This is a genomic window from Pseudomonas sp. BRG-100 (genome assembly GCF_000737955.1).
Taxonomy (GTDB): domain Bacteria; phylum Pseudomonadota; class Gammaproteobacteria; order Pseudomonadales; family Pseudomonadaceae; genus Aquipseudomonas; species Aquipseudomonas synxantha_A.
This window is the reverse complement of the sequence record NZ_JPRX01000001.1, coordinates 620,659-632,832: the sequence shown is the minus strand read 5'-3', so window position 1 is coordinate 632,832 and position 12,174 is coordinate 620,659. Positions and strand designations below refer to the sequence as shown.

Annotated in this window: 12 protein-coding genes; 6 read left to right on the top strand and 6 right to left on the bottom strand. The window is 60.6% G+C overall.

The window, feature by feature from the left end; translation table 11 throughout:
* The first annotated feature begins 85 nt into the window (after positions 1 to 85).
* Complete coding sequence (gene metE, locus JH25_RS24110; RefSeq protein WP_032876225.1) at positions 86 to 2,374, top strand: 5-methyltetrahydropteroyltriglutamate--homocysteine S-methyltransferase; 2,289 nt, start codon at positions 86 to 88, stop codon at positions 2,372 to 2,374.
* Positions 2,375 to 2,848: 474 nt separating this feature from the next.
* Here metE and JH25_RS24115 read toward each other — a convergent pair whose 3' ends face one another.
* Complete coding sequence (locus JH25_RS24115) at positions 2,849 to 4,003, bottom strand: DUF1624 domain-containing protein (RefSeq protein WP_032876222.1); 1,155 nt, start codon at positions 4,001 to 4,003, stop codon at positions 2,849 to 2,851.
* Between the two features lie 71 nt (positions 4,004 to 4,074).
* Between JH25_RS24115 and JH25_RS24120 the strand changes: the two genes are divergently transcribed.
* Both JH25_RS24120 and yfcF read left to right on the top strand, forming a co-directional pair.
* Positions 4,075 to 4,617, top strand: coding sequence for a DUF924 family protein (locus JH25_RS24120; protein ID WP_032880980.1), 543 nt, complete (start codon positions 4,075 to 4,077; stop codon positions 4,615 to 4,617).
* Between the two features lie 94 nt (positions 4,618 to 4,711).
* Entirely contained in the window at positions 4,712 to 5,344 is a 633-nt protein-coding gene (yfcF, locus tag JH25_RS24125) for a glutathione transferase (RefSeq protein ID WP_032876220.1), read from the top strand.
* Here yfcF and JH25_RS24130 read toward each other — a convergent pair.
* On the bottom strand, positions 5,303 to 5,587 hold the full coding sequence (locus tag JH25_RS24130; RefSeq protein ID WP_032876218.1) for a hypothetical protein: 285 nt from the start codon (positions 5,585 to 5,587) through the stop codon (positions 5,303 to 5,305). The two genes, yfcF and JH25_RS24130, sit on opposite strands and share 42 nt — an antisense overlap.
* Before the next feature lie 137 nt (positions 5,588 to 5,724).
* Here JH25_RS24130 and JH25_RS24135 point away from each other — a divergent pair, with 137 nt between their 5' ends.
* Together JH25_RS24135 and JH25_RS24140 are read left to right on the top strand one after the other, a co-directional pair.
* Positions 5,725 to 6,369: a hypothetical protein gene (locus JH25_RS24135; protein ID WP_032876216.1), complete on the top strand. Its 645-nt coding sequence runs from the start codon at positions 5,725 to 5,727 to the stop codon at positions 6,367 to 6,369.
* Between the two features lie 45 nt (positions 6,370 to 6,414).
* Positions 6,415 to 6,756: a hypothetical protein gene (locus tag JH25_RS24140; RefSeq protein WP_032876214.1), complete on the top strand. Its 342-nt coding sequence runs from the start codon at positions 6,415 to 6,417 to the stop codon at positions 6,754 to 6,756.
* A gap of 137 nt (positions 6,757 to 6,893) precedes the next feature.
* Here JH25_RS24140 and JH25_RS24145 read toward each other — a convergent pair whose 3' ends face one another.
* Both JH25_RS24145 and JH25_RS24150 read right to left on the bottom strand, forming a co-directional pair.
* Positions 6,894 to 7,640, bottom strand: a complete 747-nt coding sequence (locus JH25_RS24145) for a creatininase family protein (RefSeq protein ID WP_032876212.1) — start codon at positions 7,638 to 7,640, stop codon at positions 6,894 to 6,896.
* 30 nt (positions 7,641 to 7,670) lie between these two features.
* On the bottom strand, positions 7,671 to 8,384 hold the full coding sequence (locus JH25_RS24150; protein ID WP_032876209.1) for a murein L,D-transpeptidase catalytic domain family protein: 714 nt from the start codon (positions 8,382 to 8,384) through the stop codon (positions 7,671 to 7,673).
* Positions 8,385 to 8,424: 40 nt separating this feature from the next.
* Between JH25_RS24150 and JH25_RS24155 the strand changes: the two genes are divergently transcribed.
* A complete protein-coding gene (locus JH25_RS24155) occupies positions 8,425 to 10,020 on the top strand; it encodes a L,D-transpeptidase family protein (protein WP_032876206.1) in 1,596 nt (531 codons plus the stop codon).
* A 37-nt stretch (positions 10,021 to 10,057) separates the two neighbouring features.
* Here JH25_RS24155 and JH25_RS24160 read toward each other — a convergent pair whose 3' ends face one another.
* Positions 10,058 to 11,449, bottom strand: coding sequence for a sensor histidine kinase (locus JH25_RS24160; protein ID WP_032876203.1), 1,392 nt, complete (start codon positions 11,447 to 11,449; stop codon positions 10,058 to 10,060).
* Positions 11,427 to 12,110, bottom strand: a complete 684-nt coding sequence (locus tag JH25_RS24165; protein ID WP_005787712.1) for a response regulator transcription factor — start codon at positions 12,108 to 12,110, stop codon at positions 11,427 to 11,429. Before JH25_RS24165 ends, JH25_RS24160 begins: the two co-directional genes overlap by 23 nt.
* Between the last annotated feature and the right edge of the window lie 64 nt (positions 12,111 to 12,174).

The window sequence follows — 12,174 nt, the reverse complement described above, 5'->3', positions numbered from 1 at the left end:
ATGATCTAGAATTAAATGAGTTTGTCTCACTATTGCCGACTGCCGACAATGAGCGCCATAAACATCGACATTGGAGCTTTACGTCATGGCAGTCGCTCATTCCCTCGGATTTCCGCGCATTGGACGCGATCGTGAACTGAAAAAAGCGCAGGAAGCGTTCTGGAAAGGCGAGCTCGACGAAGCCGGCCTGCGCGCCGTTGGCCGTGACCTGCGCAAGACCCATTGGGCGCTGCAAAAACAGGCTGGTATTGAACTGCTGCCTGCTGGTGATTTCGCCTGGTACGACCAGGTGCTGACTCACTCGCTGATGTTTGGCGTGATCCCCGAGCGTTTCCGCCCGGCCGATGGCCACGCCACGTTGCACACCTTGTTCGCCATGGCTCGCGGCGTCAGTGACAACTGCTGCGGCGGTGCTCACGCCCAGGAGATGACCAAGTGGTTTGATACCAACTATCACTATTTGGTGCCGGAGTTCAGCGCCGATCAGCAGTTCCACCTGGGTTGGGATCAACTGTTCGAAGAGGTCAAGGAAGCCCGTGACCTGGGCCACACCGTCAAGCCTGTCGTCATTGGCCCACTGACCTACCTGTGGCTGGGCAAGGCCAAGGGCGACGCTTTTGACAAGCTTGATCTGCTTGAGCGCTTGCTGCCGCTGTACGGGCAGATCTTCCAGCGCCTGGCGGACCTGGGCGTTGAGTGGGTGCAGATTGATGAGCCGATCCTGGTGCTCGACTTGCCGCAGGACTGGAAGAACGCGTTTGAGCGTGCCTATAACCTGATCCAGCGGGACCCGCTGAAAAAACTGGTGGCTACCTACTTCGGTGGCCTGGAAGAAAATCTCGGCCTGGCGGCCAACTTGCCGGTGGATGGCCTGCACATCGATCTGGTGAGAGCACCGGAACAGTACCCGACCATCCTGGATCGCTTACCGGCCTATAAGGTTTTGTCCCTGGGCGTGGTCAATGGCCGCAACGTGTGGCGTTGCGACCTGGAGAGGGTCCTGGCCACGTTGCAGCATGCCCATGAGAAGCTCGGCGATCGCCTGTGGGTCGCGCCGTCCTGCTCGTTACTGCACAGCCCGGTCGACCTGGGCCGTGAAGACAAGTTGGATGCCGAGTTGAAAAGCTGGCTGGCCTTTGCCGTGCAAAAGTGCGAAGAAGTGGCGCTGCTGGCCCAGGCTGTCGACCAGCCCGAGGCACCCGCTGTACTTGCCGCCCTGGCTGAAAGCCGTGCCGTACAGGTTGCTCGCCAGGCATCGACACGGATCCACAAGCCTGCCGTACAAGCCCGCGTCGCCGCCATCACCGAGCAGGACAGCCAGCGCCAATCGCCGTTTGCCCAGCGTATCGAGAAGCAGCGCGCCGGCCTGAACCTGCCACTGTTGCCGACCACCACCATCGGTTCGTTCCCGCAGACCGCGTCGATCCGCCTGGCGCGCCAGTCGTACAAGGCTGGCAAGTTGAGCGAAGCCGAATACGTCGAAGCCATGCACAGCGAGATCAAGCACGCTGTCCAGGTGCAGGAAAACCTCGGCCTGGATGTGCTGGTGCACGGTGAGGCCGAGCGTAACGACATGGTCGAGTACTTCGCCGAACAACTGGATGGCTACGCGTTCACTCGTTTCGGCTGGGTGCAGAGCTACGGTTCTCGTTGCGTGAAGCCGGCAGTGATCTTCGGTGACCTGAGCCGACCGAAAGCCATGACCGTGGAGTGGATCCGCTACGCCCAGGGGCTGACCGACAAGGTATTGAAGGGCATGTTGACCGGCCCGGTAACGATGCTGATGTGGTCGTTCCCACGGGAAGATGTGAGCCGCGAAGTGCAGGCCCGGCAACTGGCCCTGGCGATTCGTGACGAAGTGGTGGACCTGGAAGCCGCTGGCATCAAGATCGTGCAGATCGACGAAGCCGCGTTCCGCGAAGGGTTGCCGTTACGCCAGGCGCAGTGGCAACACTACCTGGACTGGGCTACTGAAGTGTTCCGCCTGTGCGCCTGCGGTGTGCGCGACGAAACCCAGATCCACACTCACATGTGCTACAGCGAGTTCAACGATGTGATCGAGTCGATCGCAGCGATGGATGCCGACGTGATTACCATCGAAACGTCGCGTTCGGACATGGAGTTGCTTGATGCCTTTGAAGCCTTTGACTACCCGAACGACATCGGCCCCGGTGTGTATGACATCCACTCGCCACGGGTGCCGGATGTATCGCAGATGGCTAACTTGCTGCGCAAGGCCGCCAAGCGGATTCCGGCAGAGCGTTTGTGGGTCAACCCCGATTGCGGCTTGAAGACCCGCGGTTGGCCGGAGACGGAGGCGGCGCTCATTCACATGGTCACCGCCGCCCGCCAACTGCGCGCCGAATTGGCCTGATATTGTCTGCAAGTGTGGGAGGGGGCTTGCCCCCGTGGCGGCCTGACAGCCGAAGCATCTCTACCCGACACCCCAGGATCTAAATGTGGGAGGGGGCTTGCTCCCGATGGCGGCCTGACAGCCGACACAGTTATACCGAGTACATATCCATTCCTGCGGTAACGGCTGATATTGGTTCCGCTTTTACAGCGGCTCACTTTTGAAAAGCGCAAAAGTACCCAAACGCTCTTGCCCCACCACTCGGCACCTCGCTTCGGCTCGGTGTACCCGTAATCCGACACTGATTTGGGGGGGCGCCTAAGATCAAGATCAAAAGCAGATCAAGAGCGGCTCGCTTCGCATCGTGGTTACGGTCGGCAGCTACAAAGTTGTGTAGATACCTATGCCCCGATAGCGGTAGTTCAGCCAAGGAATTGGATACTGATCCACCGCTATCGGGAGCAAGCCTCCTCCCACATTTTGAGCCGCGTAAGGTCAGAGGTACTTGAGCCAGGCGATATCGCGCCGGCGCGCTTTGAGCCCGGCAAACCAACGTACCGGCGGGTATAGCACCAGCGGCAACACCAAAGCTGTCAGCCACACCGCACCGATGCTGTCGAAGCCGAAATAGTTGCCGTGGTTGAGCCCAAGCCACGCCACACAGGCGACATACAGTACCTTCAACACATACAGATGCAGTAGATAAAAGAACATCGGCGCTGCGCCAAACACCGCCAGCACGCCAATCCAGCGCTTATGCCCAGCGCGTTCGAATGCCAGCAACAGCAACAACCCAACCCCCAACGTCAACGCCAGGAACAACAGCGACGGCGGGTACTTGGTGATGTTGAAGAAGCTCATCAGGGTCTGCACGCCATTGTCATACACGTACCAAGGCTGCTCGCCGTAGCCATTGACTGCCCGCAGCAGCACAAAACCCATTAATGCCGTCACGCCCGCGATCAGCAAATGACGCTGACGCACAGCCGGTAGTGCGGTAGCGGCAAACCATGGCCCGAATCCATAACCCAGGGCGATCACACCGATCCACGGCAGCACCGGATAAGTCACGCGCAGACGCAGGTTTTCCGACGCCTCGATCCAGCTGCGCTCATGCAGGATTGACCAGCCACTCTGCAACGCCGAATCCTGGGCAAAGTGCACTCCGTCGAGCAGGTTATGCCCGGCGATGATCATCAGCGCCAAGCTGATCAGCAGCGGGCGCGGCAACCACACCAGTGCTGCGAGGGCGATCATGCTCACGCCGATGGCCCAGATCACTTGCATATAGATCACACTGGGCGGCAACTGGAAGGTCCACGCGAAGTTGACCAAGGTGAATTCCAGCACCACCAGAAACAGCCCACGTTTGAACAAAAAGGCCGACACATCGCGTCGCCCCTGATACTTCTGGCCGTACAGCCACGCCGACAATCCAGTGAGCAACACAAATACCGGCGCGCAGAGATGGGCGAGGGTGCGGCTGACAAACAGCGCAGGCTCGGTGCTGTCGATGCTCATGGGGTCGCTGACCTGGCGATGCAACAGGAAGGTTTCACGCACGTGGTCCAGTAGCATGAACAGGATCACCAGGCCGCGCAGGGCGTCGATGGACTGCAGGCGTTGGCGTAAGGTAGTAGCGTCAGTCATAAGTGGGAATCACAAGCGGGCAAATAATTGACGTTATCCTATAACATTTATTGAGGCACATGATGATCAGCATGAAGACGCAATCAGCCGAGGCCGTGATCGAATTCTGGAAACAGGCGGGGCCCAAGCGTTGGTTCGCCAAGGACGATGGCTTCGATACAGCCTTTCGCGACACCTTCCACGCCACCCATATGCAAGCCGCGCGGCGCGAGCTGGACGGTTGGCTGGCCACGGCCGACGGCGCACTGGCGTTATTGATCCTGCTGGACCAATACCCGCGCAACGCCTTTCGCGGCACTGCGCATATGTTCGCCACCGACCCGCTGGCGCGTCTGTATGCGCAGCAGATGGTGGACGCCGGGTTGGATCAACAGATCGATCCCCAGTTACGCGCGTTTTGTTATTTACCGTTTGAGCATTCGGAAGACCCGCAAGACCAGCAGCGCTCGTTGGTGCTTAACCAGCAGTTGGACGCCAGCACCTATCACTGGGCCAGGGAACATGCCGATATTATCCAGCGGTTTGGGCGCTTTCCCCATCGCAATGCGGTGTTGGGCAGGGTCACCACCGAGCAGGAGCACCTGTTCCTCAAAGCGGGTGGTTTCGCTGGTTGATGCTATTCCCACCAGGAATGCCCCCATAAAAACCCTGCATTGTCCTTATCGACCTGAATCTCGTAGCGTGGCGTTTCATCTTCGGAGATAGCCCATGAGCCAACCCCCGCTGCGCCTCTACGTTGATTCGCTGTTCACCAGCCCCTACGCCATGTCGGTTTTCGTGGCCCTGCGTGAAAAAGGCCTGACGTTCGACACGGCCCCCCTGGACCTGGATGCTGGGCAAAACCAGTCGGCAGATTACGCCCAGCGCTCCCTGACCCAACGGGTACCGACTCTGGAGCACGGTGATTTTACGCTGTCGGAATCTTCGGCAATCACTGAGTACCTGGACCAGGCGTACCCCCAGATCAGTGTTTACCCGGCTGATCTACAGCAGCGGGCGAGGGCGCGGCAGGTTCAGGCATGGTTGCGCAGCGACTTGCTGCCGATTCGCCAGGAACGCTCGACGCTGGTGGTGTTCTGCGGGCAGAAGATGCCACCTTTATCGCCGGTGGCTCAGGCTGCTGCGCGTAAGTTGATCGGCGCGGCGCAGGTTCTCCTGGCAGGCAACCCTGAGCATTTGTTTGGCGAGTGGTCGATCGCCGATGTAGACCTGGCGGTGATGCTCAATCGCCTGATCCTCAACGGCGACCCCGTGCCGGCCGAGCTGGTGATGTACGCGCAACGCCAGTGGCAACGGCCGTCAGTGCGGGAGTGGGTCAACCTGCGACGGCCTGTGCTCTAGCTGCCACTCTTCCTCGACACGTCGGTCCAGGTCCTCCCAGTGGGCCATACCCAGCACCCGCATGGTGTTCAAGCCCCGCAGGTAACCACGCAGTTGCTGGGCGCTGGCCGAGCGTTGTTTGGCGTCGGCACTTGGGTCCAGCAACACTTCTTCATACTCGACCAGGTAATCGGCGACCCGCTCGCGAAATTCCGGCAGTACGGCATCGCGGATACGGTCGAAGGTTTTCTGGTAGGGCTTCATGGCGGGGTCCTTATAGGTTTTATGGGCTGCCTGACACTATCGGTTCAAATGATAGTCACCATCAAGGATCACAAGTTCTGTTTTTTCGCCAAGCGCGCAGAATCTGCTCATCCAGACGCAGCTCAAGGAAATGCGCGATGAGGACGATTATCCAGCTTGCTTTAATGGCCCTGATGTTGGGCACCACCCTCATGACCACCCCGGCGATTGCCGATGAGCTGCGTACAGGCCATTTGCTGCCGCTGGCCGCTAGCGTAGAATCCCTGCAACGCACCCAGAGGGTAGGGGTGTTGTTCAGCGAAAATACCCGCGACAACCTCATCTACCTTGAGCGCTACCATGCCATGGCACTTAACGGCGCCAAGGATGCTCTGGATGGGCGGATTCGCCAGGCGTTCGTCAACAGCTCCGATCCCGAGCTGGCCATCGACTGGTTGATGAACTCGCTGCAGGGCGCTTTTTTCTCGGTGACGGTCTATGGCAGCCTGGATGACATGGTGCAGGCGCATCCGGATGTGGTGGTGGTGCTCGATACCCATAACCAATTGCTGACCCAGCGTAACGACCGGGTCGAGGCACGCTTTGCAGCACGCTTCTATGACGCGAACCTGCAATACATCGCCAAGGCCGAAGGTTCGGTGGACAGGCAAGTGCCGTCAGTGTGGGTGCACGGCAAGGCGGCGCCGGAGATTGCCGCGCTGATCGAGCCGCAGCGAGATGTACAGCAAGATGCCCTGAAGCAGTTCGATGTGTCGCTCAAGGCCCTGGTTCGCGCAGGTTGATTCGCGAGTGGATGTGAACCCTATTGGTTATTTTCAGGAATCTGTATGCGCTCTTTTTTCGCCCCGGCCCTGGCTTTTGCAGCCTCGTTGCTGACCGGTTGTATCACGGCTCCCAATGCCCCATCGCTGACCCTGCAAACCGACAAGACCCCCGAAGGCTATGTGCAATGCGTATTGCCCAAGCTGGAAAAACACGGCATCACCTCGACCGTGACGCAGAATTCGCGTCACGCCAAGGTGCTGTTGACCAGCAAGATTGCTGCTGATGATGTGCTGGAAGCCTACAAGTCCCAGGACGGCACCAAGGTGTTCCTGTATGAGCGCAAACCGCTGGCCTCTGCGATCAAACCGTCGCGGCTTGAGCAGGCGGCCCAGGACTGCAAGTAAGCCCGTTCTGAAAGGCAATGCCTTTCAAAATGTGGGAGGGGGCTTGCTCCCGATGGCGGTGGGTCAGCTACAGATGAGCTGACTGACACACTGCTATCGGGAGTAGGCCCCCTCCCACATTTGGACCAATACTCGGCTCAGGGTTTGGCTTCGTTGCTGAAACTGCTCACGGTCTTGATCAGCCCCAGCGCCGCCAACGCCACCAACTCACCACCTTTCTCCACCGTCGCCAGCGCCGGGTCCGAACCCATGCGGCCATCGGGGAAGCGCGCGCGAAAGTCCAGCGCCTCGCGGATCGGCCCGGTGTTGGCAATTTGCGGTGAGTAATCGGCAGACTTGATCGACTGCGGGTAAGCCCACTGCGTCACCGCAATCTCCGACGGCGTGGCGTGGCTGCCGTGGCCGACCGGGAATTGGCGCTGGGCCAGGTCGGTGACGCCTTCCAGGTCCCACCAGTTCACCAGCTTCAGCGCAAACCCGGCCGGGCGGCGGGCGAAGCTGGCTTCGGCGTACAGTTCGGAAAACGCCGCTTCGATCGTGGCGATATTGCCGCCGTGGCCGTTCAGGAACAGGATTTTCTCGAAGCCATGCCCGGCCAGCGAACGCACCCAATCGCCAATCGCGGCGATAAAGGTGGAAGGGCGCAGCGAGATGGTGCCGGGAAACCCCAGGTGGTGCTGGGCCATGCCGATATTGAAAGTCGGGCCGATCAGAATGTCGGCGTTTTTTTGCGCCTCATGGGCGATGATCTCCGGGCACATCCAGTCGGTGCCCAGCAGGCCCGTGGGGCCGTGTTGTTCGTTGGAGCCGATGGGGATCACGACCGTGCGGCTGCGTTCCAGGAACTGCCCGATTTCGATCCAGGTGCTGGTGTGTAGAAGCATGCGAGGCTCTCTTTTATCTGTGGGGACAGGCTATCCGCCACGGATTGTACGACTACTCGCTACCTGTTGGGGCTTGCAATTGAGGTACGTCGAGGACTTCAACCAGCGCTGGTCGGGGTACCAGGAAAACATGAACTGCCCATCCTTGAGCTTGTCTACCACTTGACGGGCGACCTGCGGGCGTACTGCCGGGCAGCCCTGGCTGCGGCCGATGCGGCCTTCGCGCTTGCTCCACAACGGGCTGACGTAGTCGGCGGCATGGATCACGATGGCGCGGTCGCGCGCCAGGTCATTGAAGCCGGGCTCCAGGCCATCCATGCGCAGCGAGTAGCCATGAGCGCCGAGGTAGCTTTCCTGGGTGCGGAACAAGCCCAGGCTGGATTGATGGCTGCCTTCGAGATTGGAGAACTGGGTGGCGAAGTTTTCCCCGGACTTGGCGCCATGCGCCACCAGGTCACGCAGCAGCAGGGTCTGTTTGCGCAAATCGAAGATCCACAGCCGACGGGCGGTCGAGGGCTGGGAGTAGTCAATAACCGCTAGGCGATCGGAACGTTCTTCGCCGTTATTGACAGCGCACTGCACCGCGCTCAGGGCGCTTTTGAGTACAGTGGGATTGAGTTCTGGAGCCGAGCGCGCCAGGCTGCTATACAAGGAAGGTGGGGTGCCAGTGGCCGCGAGCGCAAAATTGCTCAGTAAAGCCAGGCCCCCGGTGATCAAGCCGAGGTGGCGCATAAAAGTCAGCATCTACAGTCGATTCCCCCGCTGTGGAGTGGAGCTAAGTCAATTGTTCAAAAAACACGCATGTTACTTGAGCATTTGCCTGCTCGTTGCACCATTGGTCGCGACAGCCGATGCGCTGGCGCCTGAGCAGCTACCTGTGACCACGCCTGCGCCCGTCGACCTGGCGCCGGTACAGCAGGCGCTGGCGCAACTGCCCAGCGTCTGCCCCCACCTGGTCTCGCGGGTCGATGCCACCGCCCAAGTGCGCCTGCAAGCCTTTTACCAGCAGCAAGGCAATGCACCGTTATGGTCGGCCGACGAGTCCCGGCAAGCCTTGCAAACCCAGTTACTGATGCTGGCCGACGACGGCCTGGACCCCACCCACTATAGCTTGCCTGCGGTAGATGCCACGGCCAACGTGCTGTGCAGCGATATCGCGACCAGTCAGCAATACCTGCAAGCCCTGCACGATTTGCATTACGGGCGCCTGCTGCAATCGCGCTATGAACCGCTCTGGCATTCGCAACCGCCTGCGACGGACCCGAACACCGTAGTATTGGCATTTGCCGCCACCGGCTTGCAGGACATGGCCAAAGCGTTTGACCAGGCACGCCCAAGTGCAGACTTGTACCGCAGCCTGCGCAACGTCTATTCCAGCCTGCGCCAGCAGCCTTTACCGCACTGGGATGCGGTGGGTAGTGGCCCGTTGTTACGCCCCGGCATGGAAGACCCGCGCGTGCCGGAGTTGGCGCGACGCCTGCACAGTGGCGGCTATCTGGCCAAGTTGCCCAACGGCAAGCAATATCAGGGCGACCTGGTCAAGGCGGCGAAGGCGTTCCAGCTCAGCCACTCGTTGCAAGCCGATGGCGTGATCGGCGCCGGCACCGTGGCCGAACTTAACATCAGCCCGGCGGTACGCCGCGAGCAACTGCGCATCAACCTGGAGCGTTTCCGCTGGCTGGCCCAGGACCTTGAGCCTGAAGGCGTAGTGGTCAATGTGGCCGCCGCGCAATTGAGCGTGTACCAGAGCGGCATCCCTGTGTGGCAAACCCGCTTGCAAGTGGGCCGCGCCGAACGCCAGACACCGCTGCTCAAGTCGCGCATCACGCGGCTGACCCTCAACCCCACCTGGACCATCCCGCCGACCATCATGCGCGAGGACAAGCTCCCGGCTATCCGCCTCAACCCCGAGTACCTGCGCCAGCAAAACCTGCAAGTACTCGACGCCGAAGGTCATCCGCTGACCCCCGAGCAGGTCGATTGGGCGCGCCCTGGTAATATCCTGCTGCGCCAACAGGCTGGCCCGCGCAACCCGCTGGGCAAGATCGTGATGCGCTTCCCCAACCCGTTCTCGGTGTACCTGCACGACACGCCCAGCCAGCCGCTGTTTACCAAGGGGCCAAGGGCGTTCAGTTCGGGGTGTGTGAGGGTCGAGCAACCGCTGCTGCTGCGTGACCTGCTGGTGACCCCGGCCGAACGCACCCGTACCGATGAACTGTTGGCCACCGGCTTGACCCATGAATTCAGACTGGCCACCCCGGTGCCGGTGCTGTTGGGGTATTGGACGGTGGAAGTGGATCGTCAGGGGAGCCTGGTCTATGCGCCGGATATCTATGCGCTTGATCCGGTGTTGATCAAAGCCATGGGAAGTGTGCTCTAGGCACAATGTGGCAGGGGTCTTCATGACCCCATCTGACCTATTCAGGTATCAACTGCTGGCGACATTCCAGCACCAGTCGGGCGCCGCCCAGCTCACTGGTACCGACGTCGAGCTTGAAGCCATGCAGGTTGATGATCGCCGCCACAATCGACAGCCCCAGACCAAAGCCACCTTGCTGATCGTTTTCATCCACCCGATAAAAGCGCTGGAACACCGACGCGCGTTCAGCCGCCGGAATTCCGGGCCCCGAGTCGAGCACTTCAATGCGCGTACTGCCCATATCATTGACCGCTCGCAGGATGACCTTGCCATTGGGCGGAGTGAACTTGATCGAATTGCTCAACAGGTTGGCCAAGGCTTCAAACAACAGGGCGCGGTCGCCCGTTACCCACGGCAGCGATTCGGGAGCCTGCAATACCAACTCCATCTCACCTTCCTCCGCCAGGGGCAGGTAGAAGTCATGCAATTCGCGCAGCAACGGCAGCGGGTCCAGCACCAGGAAGCCTGACCTGCGCTGGTGATCTTCCAGTTCGGAAATGCGCAGCAGCCCGCGAAAGCGCGCCATCAGCGTGTCGGTTTCGGCAATGGCGTCATCGAGTTTCACTGCGTGGGCGGAGTCTTCCTCGGCTTGCTGCTTGATGCGGTAAAGCTGTGCGCGCAGGCGGGTGAGGGGGGTACGCAGGTCATGGGCGATGGCGTCGCACACGCCCTTGACCTCGTTCATCAGTTTCTCGATGCGTTCGAGCATGGCGTTGACGATGGCCGCGAGCATGTCCAGTTCGTCGCGCCGATTGGACAGCGGCAAGCGGTGCGTCAGGTCGCCGGCGACGATGGCTTCGGCGCTGGCCTGGATCCCGCGGATGCGCCGCAACGGACGCCGGCGCAGCAGGTGCCAGCCCGCAGCGCCGGGGATGATGGTCAACGACAGCGCCCACAGCAGGGCATGCCAGATGATCCGCGTCACACCGAACAACGACCCGTTGGCGCGCACCAGCACCAGCCAGCGCCCGTCGTCGGTGTGGGTGGCCACGGCATCGCAGCTGTCCTTGGGCAGCTTGGGGTCATCGGATTCGACGCAATTGGCCAGGGTGTGGATCTTGCCATCCAGGGGCAGGTCCGCCGGTACCGTGCGGATTGGCCCGCTCAAGGGCCGAAACTGCTCATCGAACAAGCCATAAGCATCCACGCCCTTCATGTCGAAGGTCATGCTGGTGGTCAGCGCTTCCACCAGGGCTTCGCCGTCGAAGCGCTGGAACAAGTGCTGGCGTTGCAGAAGAGAATGGCGCGAGAGGTCGCTGAGGTAGCCCGACACCTCGTAATACAGCACCCCCATGAGGATGCAACTCCACGCCACGAACAACGAGCTGTACAGCGCCAGCAGGCGGCTGCTGGAAGAGCGCCAGCCCTTAGAGGGGTTCAGCAATGACATACCCGGAACCTCGTACCGTGCGGATCAGCGGCGTGAGGCCCGGGGGATCGATTTTCTTGCGCAGGCGACCGATGTGCACATCGATCAGGTTGGTGCCCGGGTCAAAGTGATAACCCCAGACTTCCTCGAAAATCATCATCCGCGACAGGATCTGCCCGGTGTTGCGCATCAGGAATTCCAGCAGTTTGTATTCGGTGGGCAACAGGGTCAGCGGCTGCTCGGCGCGGCTGGCTTCGCGGCTGATCAGGTTCAATTCCAGGTCTGCCACGCGCAGGGCGGTTTCGAACTCCTTGACCGTGCTTTTGCGCCGCAGCAGCACTTCGACACGGGCGGCCATTTCGTCGGAGGCGAACGGCTTGGTCAGATAGTCATCACCGCCGGCACGCAGGCCACGTACACGCTCGTCGACATCGGAGAGGGCGCTGATCATCAGGATCGGCGTCGATACGCCAATCGTGCGCAAGGTGGTAACGATGGCCAGGCCATCCAGTTCGGGCAACATGCGGTCGAGGGTGATCAGGTCGTAATCGCCGCTTACGGCGCGGACCAGGCCCTCGCGGCCGTTGTCTACCCAGTCTACGTCCAGTCCATGGCTACTCAGCTCGGCGACGATCTCGCGGGCCGTTACGGCGTCATCCTCGATGGTCAAAATGCGGGTCATAGGATTACCTGGTGAGCGTTCACACTAGAAGTGGACGTCATTTTGCCAAGAAGTTGCTGAATGT